The sequence below is a fragment of the Sphingomonas sp. ATCC 31555 genome (assembly GCF_000282895.1).
In the GTDB taxonomy this organism is placed as follows: domain Bacteria; phylum Pseudomonadota; class Alphaproteobacteria; order Sphingomonadales; family Sphingomonadaceae; genus Sphingomonas.
On record NZ_ALBQ01000005.1, the window covers coordinates 32,582 to 58,029 of the forward strand.

A 25,448-nucleotide genomic window follows, 5' to 3' on the forward strand; every position below is an offset into this window, starting at 1 on the left:
GCGATCAGGGATCGAGGGGATCGCGCGGATCGACGCGCTCCGAGGTGCGCGAGGGCACAAACACGAGTTCGGTGGGCGAGACCCGGCGGACGACGCGGCCGGGCTGGTAGCCGAGTTCGTCGGCGTTGCGATCGGTGAAGCGCTTGCTTTCGATATAGGCGCTTTGCAGCGGGTTGCAGACGATCACCGTCTCCATCGCCATCGGCGCGCCCATCCGCGCGAGCAGGCGGCTGGCGTTGCGCAGGTTGGTGGTGGTGTGGCGCGCATAGGGTTCGCTGACGATCGCCTCGGCCGGCACACCATAGCGTTCGATCAGCGCCTTGCGCATCTCGTCCGCCTCGGTGAACGGCGTCGCGCGCGGATGCGCGCGGCCGCCGGTGACGAGGATGAAGGCGATGTCGCCCTGGGCGAAGCGCTGCGCGGCGAGGCGCAGATGGTAGCGGCCGAACGGGCTGAGCGGTTCGCCTTCGATCTCCGGGCCGACGCCGGTGACGATCATTGCGCTGTAGCGATAGCGTCGCCAGTCGATCTTCTTCGCCCGCGCCAGCGCCGCGGTATTGGCGCCGGCCGCCAGCGGCTCATGGCCGATGGCATCGGTGCGCCCGCTGATGTCGAGCAGGGCGAGCGCATAGTCGATGCTGGGGTCGAGGCGCTGGGCCGAGCCGGTGCGCGGCGTATCGGTCAGCCAGTCGGCCGCCTGCAGCCGGGCGTTCTGATCCTGGGGACCGATCGGACCCGGCCCGTCGATCGCCGTGGTCGGGCGCCCGCCCAGCGCATAGGTGCGCACGATTTCGTTGATGCCGGCGATCTCGCGATTCGCCTGGCCGCCGATTCCGTCATCGGCCGCGGGGAGCGTGGCCACCGACGCAGCAGCCAGCCGCAGCGCCTGTGCCTCCTGCTCGTTCCACAGCAGTGCCTGGGCGCGGCAGGCCAGATCCCTGCCGCAGGCGGCGCGGCGTTCGCGCCGGGCGCGCAGCACCGCCTCTATGCCCGGGCCGCGCGCGATCCGCTCCAGCACCGCCGGGTCGTGCCCGGCGGCGTGGAACAGCGGAAAGAGCCGGGCGGACAGTGCCGCCAGCACCCGATCCCCCACCGGGGCGGCCGCAGCCGGGCCGGTGGCGAACAGGGCGACGGCAACCGCCACGACGGAAAGCAGCGCGCGCGCCGAGCGGGGTACCATCACCAGCTCCGGCTGACGATCAGGCGGAAGTTGCGGCCGAACAGCGGGCGGCCGTAGATCGCCTCGCGCGATCCCTGGCCGTCGAACTGATCGGTGCGCGTATTGCCTTCGGTGAGGCCATGGGCGTTGAACAGATTGTCGCCCACCACCTGGACGCGCCACGCGCCCCAATCGAGCGACGCGCCCGCGCCGGTCGTTTGATAGCCCGGCATGGCGGTGCGGTTGAACAGATCGACATAGCGGCGGCCGACCCATTCGAAGCGGCCGAACAGCGACACGCGCTTGTCGCCCAGATCGAAGTCGAAGCTCGGCCGCAGATTGCCGAAGAACTTGGCCTCGCGGATGATCTGGTTGCCGTTCACCGCGCTGGGATCTGCCCCGGAGGTGTTCTGCAGATTGGCATATTCCGGGTTCTGCCAGGTGACCGAGCCGTTCAGCGAGAACCAGCGAACCGGCACGACGCGGCCATCGACCTCGACGCCCTTGACCGAGGCTTCGCCGATGAACGGCAGCACCTGATCGTTCCGGCCAGTGACCGGGTTGAACGCCGCGAACGAGGCGTTGAACGGGTTGAACTTGGTGTAGAAGCCGGTCGCGTAGAGATAGTGCGGGCCGAAGCTGGCCTTCACCCCCGCTTCGAACTGGCGTGCCTTGGTCTTGACGATCGTGGGGTTGATGCCGCTGACCACGCCCATCTGCGGCGGCACTTCCAGCGTGGAGATGCGGCCATAGGCGCCGAGATTGCCGTTGAAATCGTAGTTCGCGCCGACGGTCCAGTTCGTCGCCTTGGGGCTGAGGCGCTGATCGAGCACCGCGCCGGTGAAGGCGCGCGTGGTATCGTCGGCGAGCGTGGTCGTGTCGCCCAGATTGACCTGGGTGGTCGGCATGGCGATGCCGCGATAGCGATAGCGCTCGGTGCGGATGCCGGCGTCGATCCGCAGGCCGGGTGCGACGTCCCAGGTGTCGTTGGCGTAGAAGGCGATCATCCGCGCATCGGCTTTGCCCTGGTTGAGCGTGGTGGTGTAGCGCAGGACGCCGTTCTGCGTGACCGAGCCGAGCACCGCACCGCTGGCCGAATAGGCGACCAGATCGAGCGTGCGTGGCTGGCCGCGGACTTCGATCAGCATGTCCTGATAGGCCTGTAGCAGCGTGTTGCCGTAGAAGGAGCCGTAGACGCCCACCCGCACGTCGTGCGTGCCGATACCGGTTTCGAACTTGCGGGTGACGCTGAGATCGCCCTGCACCGAATAGAAATCGGATTCGGACGCGCGATACTGACCCGACATGATAAGGCCGGACGCGCTGGACGGATCATATGGCGTCGCGCCGTTGGTGCCGGCAAAGGCATAGCCGAGCCGGGCGACGTTCGGGCCGAAGGCGGTGCGCGCCGCGGTGAGATAGCCGGCGGCGAAGCTGGTCGCATCGGCAGGGTTGGTGGTGGAGTAGAAGGCGTCGAAGCTCGACTTGCCCTTGGTGCCGCCCGCCTTGGCGGAGACCTGCCAGCCGTTGAAATCGGCCTCGTAATCGATCGCGGCGTTGAAGAAGCGCATGTGGCGACCGTCGGAAAGGTCGCGGTTCATGCCCTGCAGTACGCCGGCACCGTCGCGATACTTGATGTTGACGTTGCGCAGCGACGGCGAGTTCATCGTGCCGGTGAAGTAATCGATATAGCGATCGAGCGACACGGCGGGGTTGCGCGGATCGGCGATCGGAATCGGCAGATAGAAGACGTTGTGGTCGTTGACATATTCGGCCGAGACTTTGACGAAACCATTGTCCAGATCACGCTTCAGATTGGCGCGGATCTGGCCGCCCTTGTCGCTGGGGAAACCATTGTCGCGATAGCCGTCGTGCTGACGGACGAAGCCGCCGATCGCGAAATAGGTGCGATCGCCGAGCGGACCGGATTGCATCGCATCGAGCCGGAACAGGCCCGTGTCACCAAGCGTGACCTGCGCCTTGCCGCGCGCCTGCGGGCCACCGGACACGGTGATGTTGTTGGCGATCGCCGCGGCGCTGCTGGCGTAGATCGGCGCCGGGCCGCCGCGCACGATTTCGACTCGCTCCGTCATCAGATCGTAGCGATTCATGCCTTCGCCGGAATTGAAGAAGACGCCGTCGATCTCGTGATAGAGCGGCAGGCCATCCTGCTGGAAGATGAGATAGCCGCGATCGGTTGGGATGCCGCGAACGCGGGTGATGTTCTGCACCTCGCCGCCCGTCGCTTCGACCTGGATGCCGGGCACCGTGCCGAGCAGATCGGCGAAGCTCTTCGGCGCGATCTTCTGCACGTCTTCCTGGCTGAGCGAATTGATCGCGTAGGAAACGTCGAAGCGGCGCTGCGCACGGGCGGAGCCGGTGACGATAATGTCCGCGCCAGCTTCTTCCGCCGCCGGGGCGGGATCGCTGGCCGCGCTGCCACCGTCTTGGGCGAAGGAAGGTGCCGCAAGGATGCTGAGCGCGACGACCGCGCAGCCGAACGCGAGATGCTGCTTGTTCATGGAATTGCTCCCCCTGATTCTGTGAACCTGCGCCGCCGATGCGAGCCATGAATGACAGATTTATTTATTCCTGAGAAAATAAATCGCTGCGTTCGAGCCGCGCTGGTATAGGGCCACCGATGCGAACCCCCCCCTTCGTGCTGCTCGACGAGGAAAAGCGGCTGCTGTGGCAGTTGCGCACCGCCGGCCCGGAATCCCGCTCGGCGCTGGCGGACACGCTGCAGATCAGCAACAGTGCCATTTCGAAGCTGACCAAGACATTGGTGGGGCAGGGGCTGATCGAGGAACTACCGGCCGAGGCGGCGCCCGGGCGCGGGCGACCGACCGTGCCGCTGCGGATCTCGCCGGCGGGCGGCTATGCCGTCGGCCTGGCGATCCATGCCGGCATCCTGGAGATCGCGCTGGTCGATTATGCCGGCGGCGTGGTTTCACTGACCACCGAGAAGATCGAGCCGATCGACCCCGAACGCTTTGCCGGGCATGTCGATCGCCGGATCCACGAATTGGCAATCGAGCACCGGCTGCTCGGCAGCCGCATCTACGGCGTGGGCTTCAGCGTCCCCGGGCCAGCGCTTTCGCGTGACGGCAATCGCTGGCACATCGTGCGCAATCTGCCGGGCTGGAAGAACGCGCCGCTGCGCGACATCCTGGAAGACACGCTGCGGCTACCGGTGTGGATCGAAAATGACGCGACGGCGGCAGCGCTCGCCGAATATTATCTCGGTGGCCTGATCCGGCGCTGCACCACGGCGGTGGTGATCCTGCTGGGCCATGGCGTCGGGGCGGGGATCGTGCATGAGGGGCGGCTGATGCGCGGCGAATCGGGATGCGCCGGCGAGATCGGCATGTTCTATCCCGCGGCGGCCCCGCGGCCGACGACCCTGGACCTGATCGCCACGCTGCAGGCCGACGGATGCGACGTGCACTCGCTCGCCGATTTCGCCGAGGCGGCCGCCGGATATGAAGCGACGATCGCGCATTGGCAGGATCGGGCCGCCGATCAGCTGCTCCACACCATCAATTCGGCATTGGCGTGGCTTGATCCGGGGGCGATCCGCCTGATGAGCCCGCTGCCCGGGCCTATCCTGGACGGGCTGGCGGATCGGCTGAACTGCCGCGCGATCACCTGGGGCGACCATATCGCAGAGAGCGAGAAGGGGCGTTTCCGAATCGAGATATCGGCGCTGGGTGGAGCGGGATCGGCGCTGGGCGCGGCGCTGCTGCCCATCCATGCGTCGATCGCGCGGTGGTGAGGCGCTCGGTCCCGCCAGGCGGCGGCGCCGGTCACGGGGATCCGGCGCCGCATCGCGGGCTTGGAAGAGCGCTTAGCCGAACGTCAGCTGCGTGTTCCGGCGCCGATAGCGCATCGTGCCCCCGGCGAGCAGCACGCCGCCGATCAGCAGCGCCCAGCTTTCCGGCTCCGGCGCCGGGCTGGCGGTGGTGAAGCGGAAGCTGGCATCGCACCGGGCGGGCGTCGCGCGGCAGGTCGCGTCATTGACGTTGCGCTGGAGCAGATAGCCCGAGGCGTAGCCTTCGCCATTGCCGAAGGCGAGCGTGACATTGCTGCTGCCGCTGAGCACTACCGTGTAGGGATTGTTGGCGCTGACCGCGAGCGCGCCGGTGAACAGATCGGTGAAGCTGCCGACGCCGCGAAACACCAGGCCGGACAGCGCATATTGCTGGGTGAACAGCGCCGTCGCCGGCAGCGTCGCGCCCGCCGTCAGGACGCCCGCGTAGAGCGAAAGCGTTACGTTGCCGGTCGTGGCGCGAGTCGAGGAGCCGAAGCGGAAGCCGAGGCTGGTGAGATAGGATTGGGTGGGGGTGAAGACCTGGCCGATCGTGTCCGGCTGAAGGACCGAGGACAACGTGACCGTGCTGCTCGCCGTCGGGTTTACGGTGGTGGTGACCGGGTTGATGGTGACGACCGTAGCCGCCTGCGCGCCCGAGGCGCAGAGCGAGGCAAACAGAAGCGGCAGAGCCAGGTAACGATTCATCGGCAGTTTCCCCTTGTTCGAATGTCGCGTTCGAGTGACACGCCTATGTTGCACTACTGCGACGATTGGCGTGCAATTCTCGTTGCTTGCGCCGGCCGCGTGCGCGTGCGCCGAAGCCCCGAGCCTGCCACCGCATCGTTTTCATCGCGGTTTCATCCACTTGTCACAACGGCGTGGTTAGCCGAATGTTAACGATAGTCGAGGGGGAGGCCGTTCGCCATCTCCGCTCGCAACATCGGAATTGCAGGCACAGGGGGAAATTCGGTGAGCGCGACATATTGGAATCTGGCAGGCGGCGACCTGGTGCAGGATTGGTCGAGCACCAATCTGCTGAACACCAATGATAGCTGGGACAATGTGCCGAGCATCGTCGGCTTCCGCGGCGATGGGCTGACCAGCCGGACCGGTACCGATCCCCGCACGATCACCGCAAGCAGCGGCGTCGTCGACGTGAACACCAACCAGACCAATCCGCTAACCTTCAATACCGGCGGTGTGACCGAATTCCAGATTTCCAACCCGGTGGTTGCGCTGACCGGATCAGGCACCGCGACGGCACCCTATCTGGCGTTCTACCTCGACGCGACCGGACGCAGCGACGTTACGCTCTCGTTCCTGCTGCGCGACCTGGAAAGCGGGCCTGACAATTCGGTGCAGCAGGTTGCCGTGCAGTATCGCCTGGACGACAGTAGCCCCTGGCAGAATGTTCCCGGCGGCTATGTCGCCGACGCGACCGGCGGACCGAGCAGCGCCAACCCGCTGCTGGAGACGCCGGTGAGCGTGACGCTTCCGTCGGATGCGAACAACGCCGCGACGCTGCAGGTGCGGATCATCACCACCAATGCGGCCGGCAATGACGAATGGGTGGGTATCGACGACATCCGCGTGAGCAGCGCCGGATCGGTGGCTGCACCGGGAACGCTGAGCATCGCCGACGCCGCCGTCACCGAAGGCGATGGCGGGTCGCAGAGCATCGACTTCACGGTGTCGCGAATCGGCGGCGCCGCCGGTGCGGTGGAGGCGACCTATACCATCACGCTGCCCGGCGGCTCCGGCGGTGCAAGCGGAAGCGATTTCGGCCCGATCACTCTGACCGGAACCGTGCAGTTCGCCAGCGGCCAGACGACCGCCACGATCTCGCTGCCCGTGCTCGGCGACCTCGCACCCGAGCCCAACGAAACGTTCAGCATCACGCTGTCCAACCCCACCGGCGGCGCGGCGATCGACCGCGCCACGGCGATCGGCACGATCCTGAACGACGATGTGCTGCCGCTGCTGATCGGCGAAATCCAGGGCGAGGGGCACCGTTCGGCCTATGAGGGCCAGAAGATCATCACCAGCGGGATCGTGACCGCGGTGGACAGCAATGGCTTCTACCTGCAGGACCTGGGTGACGACAATGCGCGTACCAGCGACGCCGTATTCGTGTTCACCAGCACCGCACCCGACGTGTTCGTCGGCGATTCGGTGGCCGTGCAGGCAACGGTAAGCGAGTATCGCGCCGGCACCGGCGGCCTGACCATCACCGAACTGACCGCGCCCACCATCGAACTGCTCGGCTATGGCTATGACCTGCCCGAAGCGGTGCTGATCGGCCAGGGCGGCCTGACCCCGCCCAGCCAAGTGATCGATAACGATGGGCTGACAACCTACGATCCCACCACCGACGGAATCGATTTCTGGGAATCGGTGGAAGGGATGCGGGTTACGATCGACAATCCGCTGGTCGTTTCCAACACCACCACCGACAGCTTTGCCGAGACGGACGTGGTCGCCTCGCTCGGCCAGGGTGCTACCGGCGTGAACGATCGCGGCAGCATCACCATTTCCAAGGGCGACTTCAACCCCGAGAAGATCCAGCTGCAGGGCGACAGCACGATCTTCGACGGCTTCACGGCTGGCTATTCGATCGGCGACCAACTGAGCAGCGTGACCGGCGTCGTGAACTATGCCGCCGCGCGCTACGAAGTAATCGTCACCGAAGCGGTGACGGTGACCAAGGACGTGACGCTCGCCAAGGAAGTGTCGGCGCTAGCCGGCGGCGCGAACCAGCTGACGCTGGCGACGTACAATGTCGAGAATCTCGATCCTTCGGATACCAAGTTCGACGTGCTGGCGAGCAACATCGTGTACAATCTGCGCGCGCCGGACATTCTGGCGCTGCAGGAGATTCAGGACGCCGACGGCGCAGGCCGGGGATCCAACCTGTCGGGCGTCGCCACGGCGCAAGAGCTGATCGACGCGATCTACGCGATCAGCGGCGCGCGCTACGGCTATGTGGAGGTCGCACCGGATACCGCGAATTCGACGGGCGGCGAGCCCAACGGCAATATCCGCAACGGCTATCTCTACAATCTCGATCGCGTCTCCTATGTCGAGGGCAGCGCCGAGCTGATCACCGGTTCGGCCTATGCCAACAGCCGCAAGCCGCTGGTCGCGCAATTCGAATTCAACGGCGAAACGATCACGACGATCAACGTCCACTTCACCTCGCGCGGGGGCAGCGATCCGCTGTGGGGCGCAACCCAGCCGCCGGCCGATGCGGGCGATGCCTCGCGCACAGCCCAGGCGGCGGGCGTGAAAGCCTATATCAACGAGCATCTCGCCGACAATCCGGACCTGAACATCGCGGTGCTGGGCGACTGGAACGGCTTTGCCTGGGAGGACGCGCAGACCCAGCTGACCGATCCCGCCAAGGGCGGCGTGCTGACCGACCTGGCTACCGCGCTGCTGCCCAGCGAGGAGCGCTACAGCTATATGTTCGAAGGCAACGCCCAGCAGCTCGACCATATCCTGGTCACGGGCGGGCTGGCGAGCAAGGCAAGCTACGACGCGGTGCACATCAACGCGCAGTTTGACGGTGATCGCCCGACCGATCACGATCCGCAACTGGCACTGTTCGACTTCGGCGTCGCGACGCCGCAGGTGACGCAGACGATGCTGGCCGACAGCGACGGTTCGGTTGCGGCGTGGAGCGCATCGCAGCCGGGCATCGATGCCGATGGCGGGCAGTGGATGCACGCGATGATGTTGGCTGATCACGCGGTGTTCGCCTAAATCCCCGTCGCCGTCCGGAACCGTTCCGGGCGGCGGCCCGGGCAGAAGGGAAGTGGCGGCGATGGCGAAGCAGCTGGCGGAGGAGCCGCAACGGGCAGTGGCGCCGATGCGCGCGGCGCTGGCCGCGTGCCGCCGGCACTGGATCGCCGCGGCCGGCTTCAGCGCTCTCGTCAATCTGCTCTACATCGCGCCTACCTTGTACATGCTCCAGGTTTATGACCGGGTGGTGCCGACCCAGGGCGTGCAGACGCTGGCGTTTCTGACGCTGGTGCTGCTGTTCGCGCTGGCCTGCCTGTCGCTGCTCGATCGCGTCCGCAGCCGGTTGCTGACCCGTGCCGGGGTGGTGCTGAACGCCGCGCTGGCCCCGATGGTGCTTGATGCGACGATCGGCCGACCGGAGCTGCCGGCCGCGCGTTCCGCGGTGCGCGATCTGGATACGATGCGCGCGACGCTCACCGGCCCCGCCATGCTGGCGCTGTTCGATGCCCCGTGGACGCCGATCTATGTCGGCGTGTGCTTCCTCGTCCACCCGCTGATCGGTGCGCTGGCGCTGGCCGGCGGGCTCATCCTGACGCTGATCGCGTGGCGCAACGAAAAGGCAACCCGCGCCGGGCTCGATCGGGCGCAGGACGTCGCCAGCCAGACCTATGCCGCGCAGGACGTGATGCTAAGCGCGGCCGACAGCGTGCGGGCGCTGGGGATGCGGCGTGCCATGGTGGCGCGGCAGCAGCGCAAGCGCGAGGCGATGCTGGCGCTGCAGACCGAGAGCGGCCTGCACGCGGGGGGCTATTTCACCGCCACCAAGTTCGTGCGGCTGGCGCTGCAATCGCTTGCGCTGGGGCTGGGCGCGTGGCTTGCCGTGGACAATCTGATCTCGGGCGGCGCGATCTTTGCCGCTTCCTTCCTGATCGCCCGCGCGCTGGCGCCGATCGAATTGGTGATCGGCAGCTGGAAGACGCTGGCCCAAGCCCGCACCGGCTATCAGGAGCTAGACCGGCTGCTCGCCTCCGCCGTGGCACGGCCCGAACCTACGCGGCTGCCGGCGCCGCAGGGTGCGTTGACGCTGGAGGGGCTGACCATCTTCAACGCGGCGCGCGATGCGGCGGTGCTGAACGGCATTTCCTTCGCCGTGGCGCCTGGCGAGGTGGTGGCGATTGTCGGCCCCTCCGGCGCGGGCAAGTCCACGCTGCTGCGCGCGATCGTCGGCGCGTTGCCGGTCGATCGCGGTGCGGTGCGGATCGACGCGGCCGAGATCGGCGACTGGGATCCCGAGCGCCTGGCCCGCCATATCGGCTATCTGCCACAGGACTCGGTGCTGTTCGAAGGAACGGTGAAGGAAAATATCGCCCGGTTCGAGGGCGAGCTGGGGGCCGCGCCGGAGGCGGTGGACGCGGCGGTGGTTGCGGCGGCCGACCTGGTGGCCGCACGCGCGCTGATCCTGCGGCTGCCCGGCGGCTTCGATCATCGGCTGGGGCTGAACGGGCGCGGCGTATCGGCGGGCCAGGCACAGCGGATCGCGCTGGCGCGAGCGGTGTATGGCGACCCGGCGCTCTATGTGCTCGACGAGCCGAACGCGCATCTCGATTCGGAAGGCGATGTCGCGCTGAACGCTGCGATTACGCAGCTGAAGGCGGCAGGGAAGACGATCCTGGTCGTATCGCACAAACTGGGCGTGCTGCCCGTGGTGGACAAGATGCTGGTGCTGCGCGACGGGCGGGTGGAGTTGTTCGGCCCGCGGGACGAGGTGCTGGCGAAGATCGCGCCGCCCAATGTCCGCCGGATGGTGCCGGCGGCACAGGGGGGATCGGCAGCATGAACGGCGCCGTCATCCTGCCCGCCGAGCCTCATCCACCGCTGGCGCAGCGCATGGGCGATCCCCGGCGGGACATTCGCCTGGGGCTGATCGTCGCAGGCCTGTTCTTCGGGCTGTTCCTGGGCTGGGCGGCGTTCGTGCGGCTCGATGCGGCAGCCTATGCGCCCGGCGTGCTCGCCGTTTCCGGCCAGCGCCAGAGTGTGCAGCATCGCGACGGCGGGGTGGTGGGCGAGATCCGGGTTCGCGAAGGCGACCGCGTGGTGCGCGGCCAGCTGCTGATGCGCCTGGCCGCGGCCGAGGTGCTGGCGCAGGAGCGCGCGCTGTCGGGCCAGGCGATCCGCCTGCTTGCGCAGCGTGCGAGGCTGGAGGCCGAGCAGCTGGGGCAGGTGCGGGTGGAAGCGCCGCCCGAATTCGCCACGCTGCGCGCCGAGGATCGCGATGCGGCTGCGCTGGCGCTGCGCTTGCAGCAGCAGGAACTCGAAGCGCGTCGGGGGACGTTGTTGGCGCAGCGCGGTGCTTTGGGGCAGCGCGCGGTGCAGTCCCAGGCTCAGGGGCAGGGCTATGATACGCAGGTCGTCTCCACCCAGGAACAACTGAAACTCGTCGACGAGCAGCTGTCGGCGCTTCGTCCGCTGGCCGAGCGAGGCTTCGTCTCGCGGACGCGGGTGCGCGAACTGGAACGGGTGCGGGCGGAACTGGTCGGTCGGCGCGGCCAATATGCTGCCAGCGTTGCCCAGACGCGCGGCGCAACGCGAGAGAGCGAACTGACCGCGCTGGAAGCCGAACGCACCTTTCGCGAGCGCATCGCCGCCGACCTGCGCGACGTGGACAGCCGGCTTGGCGATGTGCTGCCCAAATGGGCGGCGGCGCGCGACCAGCTGTCGCGCACCGAGATCCGCGCACCCGCGACCGGCGCGGTGATCGGCCTGAGCGTGTTCACCCCCGGGGGGGTGATCGCACCCGGCCAGAAGCTGATGGACATCGTGCCGGAGCGCGCGCCGCTGCGCATCGAGGCGCAGATAGCGGTGGATGACGCCGATGATCTGCGGGTCGGGCAGCAGACGCTGGTGCGTTTCCCCGGCCTGCACGAGCGCGACCTGCCCAATCTGAAGGGGCGGCTGACTCGCCTTTCCGCCGATGCGCTGGCGGACGAGAAGACCGGCGCGCGCTATTTCACCGGTGAAGTCGTGGTCGGACCGGATCAGATCGACCTGCTGCGCAAGGTGCGCGGCCAAGGGTTCGAACTTCGGGCAGGCATGCCGGCGCAGGTGCTGGTGCCGCTGCGCAAACGGACCGCGCTGGAATATGCGCTGGAGCCACTGGTCGGCAGCTTCTGGACGGCGCTGCACGAGCATTGAGGCGCGGCCCTAGCTGCGAAAGCGCCATTGCCGCGATGCCGATCCCGCTGCAAGGAGGCGCCTGCACCGACCCCATCCCCCATCAGCAGAAGGATCTTTCGTGCGCCGTTTCTTCGCCAAGCCGCTCCGTGCCGCCGCCCTGCTGCTTGCCGGCACCGCCACCCTGCCGGCGACGGCGCAGCAATCGGCACGAAGCGAGGCGCTGGTCGATCTGGTGAATCCGCTGATGGGCACCGATTCCACCTATGCGCTGTCCTATGGTAACACCTATCCCGCGGTGGCCGTGCCCTGGGGCATGAACTCCTGGACGCCGGTCACCGGCAAGCCCGGCAGCGGCTGGGGCTATATGTACCACGACAACAAGATCAACGGCATCAAGCAGACCCACCAGCCCAGCCCGTGGATGAACGATTATGCCGCCTTTGCGCTGATGGCGGAGACCGGCCCGGTACGGATCCGCGAGGCCGAGCGCGCCTCCTGGTACAGCCACAAGGCCGAGGAGAGCCACCCGTACAGCTACCGAGTCTACCTCGCCGATTATGACGTGACCGCCGAGGTGGCGCCCACCGCGCGCGCCGCGCAGTTCCGCTTCACCTTCCCCAAGGCCGATGACGCGCACATCGTGCTCGATGCCTTCGCCGGTGGATCGAGCGTCAAGATCGATCGCGCGCGCCGCCGGATCAGCGGCTGGGTGCGCAACAACCATGGCGGCGTGCCGGGCAATTTCCGCAACTATTTCGTCGCCGAGTTCGACCACGACTTCACCGTCACCCGCAGCTGGGACGACAATTGGCAGCTGACCGCCGATGCGCAGCGCGAAGGCAACCATGTCGGCGCGGTGGTGAGCTTCGCCACCCGCGCGGGCGAACAGGTGCACGTCAAGGTCGCCTCGTCCTTCATCAGCCCCGAACAGGCCGAGCGGAACCTCGCCAGCGAGATCGGGGGCGACGGCTTCGAGCAGACCAAGGCCAAGGCCAAGGCGGCGTGGGAAAAGGAGCTCGGTCGCGTCCGCGTGACCGACCCCAATCTCGACAACCGCCGCACCTTTTATTCGGCGCTGTACCGCATGCTGCAGTTCCCGCGCATGTTCTACGAGATCGATGCCCAGGGCCGCCAGGTGCACTACAGCCCCTATGACGGGCAGGTGCATCCCGGCCCGATGTACACCGACAACGGCTTCTGGGACACGTGGCGCGCGGTCTTCCCCTGGTTCGCGCTGATGGTCCCGGAGCGCGATGCCGAGATTCTGCAAGGGCTGGTCAACACGTACAAGGAAGGCGGCTGGCTGCCCGAATGGGCGAGCCCGGGCTATCGCGACGTGATGATCGGCTCCAACTCGGCGAACCTGATTGCCGATGCGTACCTCAACGGCGTGCGCGGCTTCGATATCGAACCGCTCTACGAGGCGATGGTCAAGAACGCGACGACCAGCCAGGGGCGCCCCAAGGACAAGAACGGCAATGTCGTCGGCGCGGTCGGGCGCGAGGGCGTCGAATATTATAACCAGCTCGGCTATGTGCCCTATGACGTCGGCATCAACGAGAATGCCGCGCGCACGCTCGAATATGCCACCGCCGACTTCTCGCTGTCGCGCCTCGCCGCGGCGCTGGGCAAGAAGGACGATGCCCGCCTCTATGCCGAGCGTGCGCAGAACTTCCGCAAGCTCTACGATCCCGGGAGCGGCTGGATGCGAGGGCGCAACAAGGACGGGTCGTGGGCGACGCCGTTCAATCCGTACAAATGGGGCGACGCCTTCACCGAGGGCAATGCGCTCCACTATAGCTGGTCGGTGATGCAGGACGTGCAGGGCCTGATCGATCTGATGGGCGGCGACGCCAAGTTCGTCGACCGGCTGGACTCGGTGTTCGCCACGGCGCCGATCTTCGACGACAGCTATTACGGCCAGGTGATCCACGAGATCCGCGAGATGCAGATCGTCGACATGGGGCAGTACGCCCATGGCAACCAGCCGATCCAGCACATGATCTATCTCTACGACTGGGCCGGCGCGCCGTGGAAGACGCAGTTTCATGCGCGTGACGTGATGCGCAAGCTCTATGCCGCGACGCCGGATGGCTATCCGGGCGACGAGGATAACGGCCAGACCTCGGCCTGGTACGTATTCTCCGCGCTCGGCTTCTATCCGGTGACGCCGACGGTGGGGCAATATGCGATCGGCAGCCCGCTGTTCCGAAACGTCCGGCTCACCATGCCGGGCGGCAAGGTGCTGACGATCGAGGCGACCAACAACAGCGCCGAGAATGTCTACATCCAGTCCGCCACGCTGAACGGCCGCGCCTACACCAAGCCCTGGCTGTCGCGCGAGTCGCTGCAGGCGGGCGGCACGCTCCGCTTCGTGATGGGGCCGACGCCGAACAAGGCCTGGGGTGCGCGCAAGGCCGATGCGCCCTTCTCGATGAGCGCGGCGCAATAGCAGCGCGCCAGGGACGCGCGGTTCCCCCGGGGCAGAAGAGATCCACATGTTCCGCGGACGCCATGTGCAGCGCGGGGCGCCGCGCAACGCTGCTGCGTGAACCGGATTGGTTATACGATATGCCGAACACTGGTCTTTGTGTGGGCTCTGGACCGTTGTGCCGAAGCGCAGGAGGAGCCGGCAGTTCGGCACCTCCCGCTATGTACCCGAGATGAAAACGTTTCTTCCGCGCGTCCCAGCAGCGGGATTCGTGGAGCATTGTGACCTATCGGTTACGCTTTGAGAAATATCGCAATCAAATTGCGAAAAAGGGCGGTGCAGTGTTGCCGACATGAAACCAGTATGACACCTTCTGGTAACCAACCCTGGAAAGGTTTGGCGGGTGCCTGAAATGGCCGTTCGAGCCAGCCGCGCGTCCCTATGCGGGCGCGGCAGTCCCCCGACGAACCGGATTGGCCAGGTTTAGGGTTATCAAAGGGGACTGATATGTTGTTGAGGGGAGTTTGGGTCACCAGCTGTTGCGTGGCCGCGTTGATGGCAGCGCCCGCCGCTGCGCAGGATAGCGGGCAGTCTACGTCCGCTTCTGCGGCAACGACGGTGCCGGAGGAAGCGAATCAGGATAGCTCGGGCGGCAATATCGTCGTCACCGGCACGCGAATCGTTCGCCCGAACAACCGTTCGGCCGCGCCGATCCTGACGACCACGTCCGCCGAGATCGCCGCGCAGGGCGCGACCACGATCGAGGAAGTGCTGAACCGCCTGCCGCAGGTGCAGGTGAATTCCGAACAGAATTTCAGCGACTCCGAAGGCCGCCAGCGCATCAAGTTGCGCAGCCTGGGCTATGAGCGCACGCTGATGTTGATCGACGGCCTGCGCATCGGCCTGCCGAACACCGTCGACGTCGGCATCATCCCGAATGCGCTGGTCGAGCGGATCGACGTGCTGACCGGCGGTGCTTCGTCGGTCTATGGTTCGGACGCGGTTTCGGGCGTCGTCAACTTCATCCTGAAGAAGAACTTCACCGGCATCCGCATCGACGGCAACTACAGCTTCTTCAATCACAACAACCGCCGCAGCGCGGTTACCGATGCGGCGGCGCGGGCTGGTTTCAATTCCCCGCTGGGCTTGAAGAACGATGGCGGCCGTGCCGACATCAGCGTTGCGGCCGGCGTCGATCTGTTCGGTGGCCGCGTCAACATCTCGGGCTTCGCCGATTACCGTCAGTCCAGCCTGGTTCGCATGCGCGACCGTGCGAACTCGGTCTGCGAAGTGGTGACGACGAGCAACACCTCGCCGCTCGCCTGCTCCCGTGCCACCTTCACGCCGGCCGGCACCATCATCCCGCAGTCGGGCGCGTTCGCCGGCCAGGTGCTGGTCAACAACCCGAACGGCAACGGCACCTTCATCCCGATCAACAGCGGTCCGGCCGGTACTTCGGCAAACCCGTATGACGATCATGCCTGGCAGCGTCCGTTCGAGCGTTGGAACGCCGGCGGCTTCCTGACCGCGCAGCTGGACGATCATGTCGAACTGTACAGCAACGTGCTGTGGTACCAGGACAAGTCGTACAACACGCTGCTGAACCGTACCTATAACTTCGGCGCCTATGGCACCACGCCGTATCGCACCAACTGCGACAACCCGTTCCTTTCGGCCTCGCAGGCGCAGACGCTGTGCGGCACCAACGCAGGCGTGGCAGGCCAGTACGGCACGCTCGATCTGCGCTACCGCTTCGACGGCATGCCGCTGGTGCAACAGAAGTTCACCAATGCGGGCTATCGCATCGTCGCCGGCCTGCGTGGCCGCGTGTTCGACGACGTCTGGTCCTATGACGTCGCCGGCATGATTTCGCGTGCACAGCTCGACACGATCGACGTGCCCCGCGCCGATTTCGCACGAGTCAATCGCGCTCTCGACGTGGTGAACGTCAATGGTCGCCCGACCTGCCGTTCGGTGACCAACGGCACCGACCCGAACTGCGTGCCGTTCAATGCCTTCCGGCCGTTCAACACCGATGCGGCGCTCAACAACTACATCTATGGTGATGCGTCCGGCGGCGTCAGCACCCGCATTCCTCGCCTGCTGCAGTTCCTGGGCACCGTCAGCGGCGACCTGGGCAAGTACGGCGTCACCTCGCCGTTCGCCGAGCAGGGTGTCGCGATCGCCTTGGGCGGCGAATATCGCGAGGAAATGGAACGCACCGTCGTCAACGCGATCTATCAGCAGCTCAACGGCGGCACCAACCAGCGCGTTACCCAGGCCATTCTGGAAGCAAACGCCGAAATCCAGGCGCCGCTGGTCGAGAATCAGTCCTGGACCAATCTGCTCCAGCTCAACGCCGGCTATCGCCTGTCGAAGTACAACCGTCTGGACAACAACTTCGGCACCTGGAAGGTCGAGGGCATCTGGTCGCCGGTCGAGGACATCACCTTCCGCGCCTCGTACAACAAGGCGCAAGCAGCACCGGGCGTAGGCGCGGCTGCAAACGCGGCCAACATCTTCTGGAACCAGGGCTTCTATGCCGACCCCTGCGCGCCGCAGCCGAGTTCGTCCGGCGGCCCGCGCACCGCGCCGTCCTGGACCCCCCAGCAGTGCGCGAACACCGGCCTGCCGACAAACCTGTGGAACAGCCCGACGCTGATCTGCCCGGACGATCGCTGCACCGTGCGCGAAGGCGGCTTCAACCTGGCGCCGGAAACGGCCTACACCAAGACGTTCGGTGTGGTGTTGCGTCCGCGGTTCGTGCCGGGTCTGACGGTTTCGGTCGATCGCTGGCTGATCGACCTCGAAGATCAGCTCTCGTTCTTCAACCCGCTCGACTGGATCAACGGCTGCCTTACCACCGGCAATGAATTCTATTGCCGCGGTATCGTACGCGCGCCGAACGGCACGCTTTCGAGCTCGCCGACGACCAGCCCGTCCAGCGGCTGGGTCTCGCGCGGTTCGGTCAACGGCTATAAGTCGCAGTCGCATGGCTGGGACTTCCAGGGGCAGTATAATCTGGGCCTGGGAAGCGTCGGGGCGCTTGACCTGAACTTCAACGGCACGTTGATGACCCGTGTCGGCAGCCAGGATGCTCCCACCCTCGATCCGCGTAACTGCGTCGGCTACTTCGGCAGCGGCTGCGGTGAGAGCATGCCCAAGTGGGCGCACCAGTTCCGGACCACCTGGACCGCACCGGGGCAGGTGGCCAGCGTGTCGCTCAACTGGCGTCACCGTGGTGCGATGCCGATGACCGTCTATGCGCCGGCCAGCACCGGCATCCCGGCGCTGCCGGTTGCGGACCGTCGCGACCAGTGGCCGGGCATCAAGGCCTATAACTGGTTCGATCTGGCAGTGACGTTCGACATCAACAAGCAGATGACGTTCCGGCTTGCCGCGAACAACATCTTCGATCGCGACCCGCCGATCGTGCCGGACAGCCGCAGCCGCATCGGCCTGCTGCGCGGCAACACGATCATGGGCTATGATGCCCTGGGTCGTCAGCTCGTCGCAGGTATTTCGCTGCGCATCTGACGGGAGCAACGCCTTCCTCCGGGATTGGTCCTGGGGAAGGCGTTTCCTCTGCATTGGCCGGTCACATCCGGCACGGCGAAGCCGGGCGGCGCAGGGGCGTCGCCCGGCTTCGTTCGTTATGGCTTCTTCACCGGCACCTGCGCCAGATCGGCATCGATCGCCTGCAGCTTGTCGTCGCTCAACTGGCCGGGGAAATAAGCCTGGATGCCGGCGAGCGTCTGCCCGCGCGCCATGTCGATCCGGGCGTTGCCGGCAACGTCCGGCACATGGCGCATCAGCACCGCGCGGGCCGCGGGATCGTCCAGCATCGTGCCGATCGGCGTGGTGAGGCTGTTGTAATGGCCCGAAGCAAGCGCCGCGCGGGTGCGGGCCTGGATCGCGTCGATCTCGGCGCCCCATGGATCCCGGCCGGCAACCGCCGTGCCATCTGCCGCGAAGTCGAGCAGTTCATCGCCCTTGGCCGTGTAGCGGGGCCATGTCGTGAGGCCGGCACCGTTAGGATCGCCGGTCTTCGCGAAGCGGACGAGATAGGCGCTGATCGTCTTGCCGACGCGTTCGTCCCGCGCGGTAGTCGCAGCACCATATTTGATGCGGGCATTGTCGAAGAAATACGGGATGTCCGTCGCGTGCCCGGCGCCCGGCCGGCCCAGCGAGTCGGCGACGTACGAGAACCGATATTCCCACACCGGCACCTGCTGCGCTGCGAGCATCGCGCTGGCTTCGCGTGCGCCGGCGATCATGTACCCGGTCTTGCCGCCAATGTCGGCGCTGGTGGCGCCGATCAGCATCGGCACGTGCGCGAAGTCGCCGCTGGCATAGGCCTTTTCCTGATCGACCAGCAGCGTGCCATCGACCATGGGACCGCCATAGGTGCGCGGCCCCGGTTTGGGTGCGGAGAGCTCGGTGAGGTTAAGGCCGTCGGTCACCTGTTCGGGGCCGAGCGCGCGCAGTTTCGTGAGCACATCGGGCGCGGCGGGATCGATGCCATGGGCACGGGCGAAGTTCTCGCCGATCGCTTCGGCATCCTTGAGCGTACCGTTGCGCGCCGTCTGCGCATTGCCGCCAGACATGACGACGGCCTTGTGAAACAGCCCGCGCGAGAGCGGCGAGGTGACCAGCGCATGGACGGACATGCCGCCCGCACTTTCGCCGATGATGGTAACATTGGCCGGATCGCCCCCGAAGGCGGCGATGTTCTTGCGCACCCATTTCAACGCAGCGATCTGGTCCATAAAGCCATAGTTGCCGAGCAGCCCGCCATCGGGGTTCTCGCGGGAAAGCTGGGGCAGGGCGAAGCTGCCGAAGCGGCCGACGCGATAGTTGAAGCTGACGAAGACGATCCCCTGCTTCGCCATGTTGGTGCCGGCATAGGTGGGTGGAGACGCGCCGCCGTTGACAAAGCCGCCACCATAGATCCACACCATCACCGGCAGCTTGCCCCTGGCGCCGGCAGGCTTCCAGACATTGAGGTACAGGCAATCCTCGGCGGGGGTGGTGCCGAGCGGCGCGGCGTCGCTGGGGAAAGGCTTCTGCATGCAGTCGCTGCTGTACCGGGTGGCGGCGCGCACGCCCTGCCACGCGGTCGCAGGTTGCGGCGCGCGCCAGCGCAAGGCGCCGACCGGCGGCGCGGCGAAGGGAATACCCTTCCAGCTTGCGATGCCTTCCTCGACACTGCCGCGCACCTTGCCCGTTGCGACGGCGACCACCGGACCCGCGGCTTGCGCCAGCACGGCGGAAGGAAAGGCGCAGGTCGCCACGCCCCCTGCCAGCATCACCATCCATGCCTTCATGCTTGCTTCTCCCATTCTACCGTTCTGGTTCAGGTGTTCTTGCTAGCCCGGAAATCGGACGGGCGCGTGAAATTTTCGCGTTGTCAGCGCCATGGCGGCGGAAGCTCGCCCTTTTGCGATCGTCCATAGCCGCTTCCCATAGCCGCGAGGTGACATTATCACCCGACACGTCGCAAATTCCGGGGACTCCCTTCATGCAGCTTCGTTCCGTCTTTCTCGCCGCAAGTGCGGCCGCCGCGCTGTTCGCCCTGCCTGCCGCGCAGGCGCAGCAATCGCCGTCCGCGTTCAACGATATCCCTGCCAAGTTCGTGCTGCCGGAGGGCGCGAAGGACTATATTCGCCGCGAAGTGATGGTCCCGATGCGCGACGGAACCAAGCTGTTCACCACGATCGTGATCCCCAAGGGCGCGAAGAATGCCCCGATCCTGCTCACCCGAACGCCGTACGACGCCTATAATCGCGTGCGTCGCACCGACAGCAACAAGATGCTCTCCGTGCTCGCTCAGGGCGACGAGGTGTTCACCCAGGCCGGGTATATCCGCGTGTTCCAGGACATCCGCGGCAAGTACCGCTCGGAGGGCGATTTCGTCGTCACCCGGCCGCCGGTGGGGCCGCTGAACCCGACCAAGATCGACGACACCACCGATGCGTGGGATACTATCGACTGGTTGGTGAAGAACCTGCCGGAGTCGAACGGCAAGGTCGGCATGCTTGGCTCGTCCTATGAAGGCTGGACAGTGGTGATGGCGCTGCTGAACCCGCATCCCGCGCTGAAGGTAGCCGCGCCGGAAAGCCCGATGATCGACGGCTGGATGGGCGACGACTGGTTCCACCACGGCGCGTTCCGCCTGCCGAACATCGGCTGGATCTCCGGCATCACCGGCTACAAGGCCGGCGGGCCAACTCCACCGGGTGGCGGATGGGACGATTACGACACGTTCCGCAAGGTCGGCTCGGCCGGCGACTGGGCGAAGCAATATGGCTATGACCAGCTGCCCTTCTGGCAGAAGCTGACCCAGCATGTTGCCTATGACGCGTTCTGGCAGGGCCAGGCGCTCGACAAGATCCTGGCCGCCAATCCGTCCAACGTGCCGACGCTCTGGGAACAGGGTCTGTGGGATCACGAGGACATGTATGGCGCCATCCACGCCTGGGAGGAGCTGCAGAAGACCCCACAGGCGACCAACAACTTCCTGCTGATGGGTCCGTGGCGGCACTCCGGCTTCAACTATAACGGTTCCAAGCTGGGCGAGCTGAACTTCGAGGGCGACACCGCGCTGCAGGCCCGCCGCGACATCTTGCTGCCCTTCTTCAACGCGCATCTGAAGGACGGAGCGCCAGCCTACACGCCGCCGCTGGCCAGCATCTACAATACCGGCGAGAACCGCTGGGATTTCCTGAACAAATGGCCGCTCTCCGGGGCGCTGACGCCGCTTTATCTCGCGTCCGGGGAAGCCGCGGGCTTCGCGAAGCCTGGGGCGGGGGAGGACAGCTATGTCTCCGATCCGGCCAAGCCGGTGCCGTACCTGCCACGCCCAATCAATTTCAGCGACGGCCGCTGGAGCACCTACCTCGTCACCGACCAGCGCTTCGTCGATGGCCGTCAGGACGTGCTGACCTATGCTACCCCGGTGCTGAACGAGCCGGTGCGCCTGTCGGGCGCGCCGCTGGCGAACATCTTCGCGAAGACCACCGGCACCGACGGCGACTTCGTGGTTAAGGTGATCGACGTCTATCCGGAGGAAATCGCCTCCGCCAAGGAAATGGGCGGTTTCCAGCTGCCGATCGCGATGGACATCTTCCGCGGCCGCTATCGCCATTCGTTCGAGCGGCCGACGCCGATCCCCGCCGGCAAGGTGCAGGAATACAAGTTCCGGCTGCCGACGGTGAACCATACCTTCCTGCCCGGGCACCGCATCATGGTGCAGATCCAGTCCACGCTGTTCCCGGTGTATGACCGCAATCCGCAGACCTATGTGGACAACATCTTCTTCGCCAAGCCGAACGATTATCGCAAGGCAACGGTGACGATCCTGTACGGCGGGGCGCAATCGAGCGCCGTGCTGCTCCCCGTCGTACCGGTAGACCAGAGCGCCGCCAAGGCGCGCTGAAGGCGGTTCAGCGCGTGCTAGCCGGGGCCACGGCGCCGTGTAGCACGCGCACCAGCTGCTCGACCCCGGCACGGGCGCGCAACACCGTTGCTGCCCGGGCTTCCTCCGGCACCGGCGCGGCGCGGGCAGCATCCGCCAGCGCCGCCAGCGCCATGGAAGGCGTGGTCGCAAGGTCGGCGATCTGGTGCTCCAGCGACACCGCTGCGAGGAAGGAATCAAGCTTCGGGTCCCAGCGCAGCCCCACCACCGGCACGCCATAGGCATAGCCGGCGATGATCGCGTGCAAGCGATGCGCGATCAGAAGATCGAAACCGGCGATGGTAGCGCACAGGCCCGCCGGATCGACAGGCTGTTCGAAGGCGATGTCGGCAGCATTGTGCAAATCCGCCAGCGGGCGCTTCAGAGTTTCGAGGTAGCGGCGATCTTCCGGCGCACCGTTGGTGAACAGGGTCACGCGATAGCCACGATCGAGCATCGCTTCGACCAGCGCAACATAGCGTTCGTCAAACCCCGCGGCGATTTCGGCGGTGGCGTGATAGCGTACCGAAAGCGGGCTGGTGATGCCGATGCCCACGAGCGGTGCTCCCGTGCGGGGCAGTAGAGATTGCGGCAGCGCCACGCTGGCGAGCAGGCCGGGATCGGCGGCAAGGCTGGCATCGAGCCCCACAGCGTTCCGGAACAGCGCCCGCCATAATTGCTGCGAGCGCAGGTCGCGCACCGAAACCGATCGCAACGCCGGGCGCGCCAACGCGCGTGTCATCCGTGCCAGACCGGCGCGGGTCCAATCACCCGACACGCCGACGGCGTGAAGCGCCACCGGCAGGCCAAGCCACTCGGCTTCCCGCATCACCAAGCCGATCTTGGTGGGAAAATTCAGATCGATATCGGCGAGCAGATTGCCGCCGCCGATCACGACGCAATTCGCGCCTTCCATCTCGCGCGTATAGTGGGGTCGCCACTTGAGGGCGCTGGCAAGTGCGAGCGGCGCGCGGATCACCAATTGGCGCGCGGAGGCGGGGAGGGCATCCAGCGTGTTGAGCAGTGCCCCGCGCGCGGGAATATCGTCACCCAGCGCCTTGCGCGCGGCAAGATCGACCGAGCGCACCTCCGACGACGGTGACGCTTGCTCGATCGCGGATTCCAGACAGGCGGCGATCAGCCCATCGCCCAGATTGGGGCTGTACTTCACGTTGAACAGACGCGCGCGGAGCGCCGGCTCGCCTGGATCGGTCGGACCCTGGGCGGGGAGCCGTTCCTCGTACAGGCGAAGATGCGCATCGAGCCAGGACTCGGTCGTGTTGCCGATCGACTGGGTATCATGGAACGCCGCGTGGCTCATCTGCGCAGCCAACGCATCATCCTGGGCGATCCTGCGCATCGCCTCTGCAAAGGCTTCCACCGAATTGGGCACGGCAAGCCCGGCGCCGGCGGCGGCGATCGCGGGCGCCAGAAAGGCATTGTCAGAGAGCACGACAGGGATCCCGCTCCACAAGGCTTCCCCCGCAACCAGCCCGTAGGGCTCCGCCCACCGGCTCGGCATTACCAGCATGCGCGCGTTACGGGCGATCGCGGCGATGTCCCCCGGTGCCTTCCAGCCGTGGAAGACGGCTTCCGGATAGGCCGCGTCCAGCGCGGGAAGCATCGGCCCTTCACCGACGAAGACGATCTTGAGCCCGGCGCGCCGCGCCGCTTCGGCAACGATGTCCGGCCCCTTTTCATGCGCGAGACGGCCGACGAACAGCACCTCTTGGTTCTTCTCTGCCGTCACCCGCTCGCGCAGAAAGGGGCGGATCGGGTTGGGGATCGGTACCATTTTCTCGATCGGCATTCCGCCCTGGGCGAGCAGCGGCATCATGCTGCGATGAATCACCGAAAAGCGAACCGGCGCGTCGTGCAGGCTGAACAGCGTCTGACGCAAGGCGTGGCGGCTGACCCGCCACAGCTTGTCCGCATAGCTTCGCCGATCGCAGTTATGCGCGACGCAGGCGGGGCTGTTGGCCCGGCGCGGGCAGGTCCGCGACTCCCGGAAGGAATATTGCGCGCCGTTCGGGCAGGTCAGGAAAAAATCATGGGTGGTGATAACCAGCCGCTCTTGCACCGGCCGCAGCGCCGAGAAGATCGCAGGCGACAGAAAATGCGCCCAATTGTGCAGATGATAGACGGTGCGAGGTGTATCGTGCCGCGCGATCCAGTTGGAGACGACCTCTGCCGCCTTGCTGCGATACAGGCCCTTGGCCACCCCGGACAGCCGATGCTCGGCAGCGATCGCATGCCCGCCAATCTGGAGAAGATCGGCACCGCTTTGCGCCAGTTCACTGGCGACCGGCCCCTCACCGGCGACATAAGTGACCGGCATACCACGCGATCGAAGGCCGATGGCGCAGGCAAGCGCGAGCGCCGTCGCGCCGCCACGTGCCATGGCGCTGTCGTTGAGCAGCACGACGCGATCGATCGTGCTCATGCCGCGAACTCGCCTGCTGCAACAGTAGCTTGACCACGAAATACGGAAATGGCGGCAGCGCGCACGGAGTAGAATTCACCGTCGAGTGTCAGTGTACGTCGCATTGTCCCCCCGGATCCAGAACAGGTTAGCGGTTGCTAACCTATATTCCACGAATTCAAAGCGCATGACTAGGGATCGCTCCGAGTTCGGAACGTTCCTTTCACATAGCGCCTCTCCCCGGTGCCGCGTATAGCGAAGCTGTACTTCGTTGTCTTCATCATTATGCTTGCTAAGGGGCAGATACGAATTGAACGCGATTCGTTCTACGGCGCAGCCATGTGCGCCATACTGAGGGGTTGGGAAGCATGAACATCGCGGTTGTCATCGCAAGTACGCGGCGGCCCACGGAACTGGCGCGCTGGGCCGATCATATCCGCAACCAGACGCTGGCACCGAGCCGGGTGATCTTCGCCATCGCCCGGCCGGAAGACCTGCCGCCGGGATTCGAAGCGTCGGGGATCGACGTGGTGCAGGCGCCGCTGGGGCTGCCCGCGCAACGCAATGTCGGACTGGACATGCTGGATGAGACGACCACCGACCTGGTGGTGTTCTACGACGACGACTTCGTCCCGGCTTCGTTCAGCCTGGAGGCGATGGCGCGGTTCTTCGCGGAGCATAGCGACGTCGTGGCTGCCAGCGGCAGCGTGGTGCTGGACGGCATAGGATCGGCCGGCATCTCGTACGAAGTCGCTTCCGCCATCGTTTCTTCACTCAAGCCGGTGGCCCCGGAGGCCGTGGAACTGGCGCCGATCGACGGCACCTATGGGTGCAACATGGCGTTTCGGTTCAGCGCGATCGGCAAGGAGCGGTTTGACGAGCGGCTGCCGCTTTATGGCTGGCTGGAAGACGTGGACTTTTCCAATCGCGTCGGGCGCCAGGGCCGGGTCGTGCGGACCAATGCTTTCATGGGCGTGCACCAGGGCGTGAAGCTAGGGCGGGGACCGGGGCGGCAGTTCGGCTATTCGCAGATCGCCAATCCTTTGCACCTGCGCGCCAAGCGATCGATCCGTGCGGATCACGCCTATTGGCTCATGACGCGGAACATCCTCATGAACCACGCGCGACTGCTGTGGCCGGAACCGTGGATCGATCGCAAAGGACGGGCCTATGGCAACTGGCTGGCGCTGTGGCATGGTCTGCGCGGCCGCCTCGCGCCGGAACGGGTGCTGGACCTCTGATCCTGCCGGGCGC

General features: G+C 66.1%; 13 protein-coding genes. 8 read left to right on the forward strand and 5 right to left on the reverse strand.

What is annotated here, in order from left to right:
- Positions 1 to 4 precede the first annotated feature (4 nt).
- Positions 5 to 1,180 carry a YdcF family protein gene (locus B215_RS0102420; protein ID WP_019368038.1) on the reverse strand — a complete coding sequence of 392 codons (1,176 nt, stop codon included), beginning with the start codon at positions 1,178 to 1,180 and terminating at the stop codon, positions 5 to 7.
- The gene (locus B215_RS0102425; RefSeq protein WP_019368039.1) at positions 1,180 to 3,681 is read right to left on the reverse strand and encodes a TonB-dependent receptor; all 2,502 of its coding nucleotides are present in this window, start codon (positions 3,679 to 3,681) and stop codon (positions 1,180 to 1,182) included. Before B215_RS0102425 ends, B215_RS0102420 begins: the two co-directional genes overlap by 1 nt.
- A 119-nt stretch (positions 3,682 to 3,800) precedes the next feature.
- On the opposite strand from B215_RS0102425, the gene B215_RS0102430 reads away from it, so the two are divergent.
- The gene (locus B215_RS0102430; protein WP_019368040.1) at positions 3,801 to 4,934 is read left to right on the forward strand and encodes an ROK family transcriptional regulator; all 1,134 of its coding nucleotides are present in this window, start codon (positions 3,801 to 3,803) and stop codon (positions 4,932 to 4,934) included.
- Positions 4,935 to 5,006: 72 nt separating this feature from the next.
- On the opposite strand, the gene B215_RS0102435 is transcribed toward B215_RS0102430, so the two are convergent.
- Positions 5,007 to 5,675 (reverse strand): PEP-CTERM domain protein, encoded by a 669-nt coding sequence (locus B215_RS0102435; RefSeq protein ID WP_019368041.1) that lies wholly within the window; start codon positions 5,673 to 5,675, stop codon positions 5,007 to 5,009.
- A 264-nt stretch (positions 5,676 to 5,939) separates the two neighbouring features.
- Between B215_RS0102435 and B215_RS0102440 the strand changes: the two genes are divergently transcribed.
- The 5 genes from B215_RS0102440 to B215_RS0102460 all read left to right on the forward strand — a co-directional run bounded on the left by B215_RS0102440 (position 5,940) and on the right by B215_RS0102460 (position 17,853).
- A complete protein-coding gene (locus B215_RS0102440; protein ID WP_019368042.1) occupies positions 5,940 to 8,732 on the forward strand; it encodes a Calx-beta domain-containing protein in 2,793 nt (930 codons plus the stop codon).
- Between the two features lie 61 nt (positions 8,733 to 8,793).
- On the forward strand, positions 8,794 to 10,548 hold the full coding sequence (locus B215_RS0102445) for a type I secretion system permease/ATPase (RefSeq protein WP_019368043.1): 1,755 nt from the start codon (positions 8,794 to 8,796) through the stop codon (positions 10,546 to 10,548).
- Positions 10,545 to 11,903 (forward strand): HlyD family type I secretion periplasmic adaptor subunit, encoded by a 1,359-nt coding sequence (locus tag B215_RS0102450; protein ID WP_019368044.1) that lies wholly within the window; start codon positions 10,545 to 10,547, stop codon positions 11,901 to 11,903. Before B215_RS0102445 ends, B215_RS0102450 begins: the two co-directional genes overlap by 4 nt.
- 100 nt (positions 11,904 to 12,003) lie before the next feature.
- Positions 12,004 to 14,337 carry a GH92 family glycosyl hydrolase gene (locus B215_RS0102455; RefSeq protein ID WP_019368045.1) on the forward strand — a complete coding sequence of 778 codons (2,334 nt, stop codon included), beginning with the start codon at positions 12,004 to 12,006 and terminating at the stop codon, positions 14,335 to 14,337.
- Positions 14,338 to 14,871: 534 nt separating this feature from the next.
- Complete coding sequence (locus tag B215_RS0102460) at positions 14,872 to 17,853, forward strand: TonB-dependent receptor domain-containing protein (protein ID WP_019368046.1); 2,982 nt, start codon at positions 14,872 to 14,874, stop codon at positions 17,851 to 17,853.
- A gap of 116 nt (positions 17,854 to 17,969) precedes the next feature.
- On the opposite strand, the gene B215_RS0102465 is transcribed toward B215_RS0102460, so the two are convergent.
- The gene (locus tag B215_RS0102465) at positions 17,970 to 19,643 is read right to left on the reverse strand and encodes a carboxylesterase/lipase family protein (RefSeq protein ID WP_019368047.1); all 1,674 of its coding nucleotides are present in this window, start codon (positions 19,641 to 19,643) and stop codon (positions 17,970 to 17,972) included.
- Positions 19,644 to 19,837: 194 nt separating this feature from the next.
- Here B215_RS0102465 and B215_RS0102470 point away from each other — a divergent pair, with 194 nt between their 5' ends.
- The gene (locus tag B215_RS0102470; protein WP_019368048.1) at positions 19,838 to 21,754 is read left to right on the forward strand and encodes a CocE/NonD family hydrolase; all 1,917 of its coding nucleotides are present in this window, start codon (positions 19,838 to 19,840) and stop codon (positions 21,752 to 21,754) included.
- A gap of 7 nt (positions 21,755 to 21,761) precedes the next feature.
- Here B215_RS0102470 and B215_RS20530 read toward each other — a convergent pair whose 3' ends face one another.
- The gene (locus tag B215_RS20530; protein WP_019368049.1) at positions 21,762 to 24,215 is read right to left on the reverse strand and encodes a glycosyltransferase family 4 protein; all 2,454 of its coding nucleotides are present in this window, start codon (positions 24,213 to 24,215) and stop codon (positions 21,762 to 21,764) included.
- 347 nt (positions 24,216 to 24,562) lie between these two features.
- Here B215_RS20530 and B215_RS0102485 point away from each other — a divergent pair, with 347 nt between their 5' ends.
- A complete protein-coding gene (locus B215_RS0102485; protein ID WP_019368051.1) occupies positions 24,563 to 25,435 on the forward strand; it encodes a glycosyltransferase family 2 protein in 873 nt (290 codons plus the stop codon).
- The last annotated feature ends 13 nt before the right edge of the window (positions 25,436 to 25,448 follow it).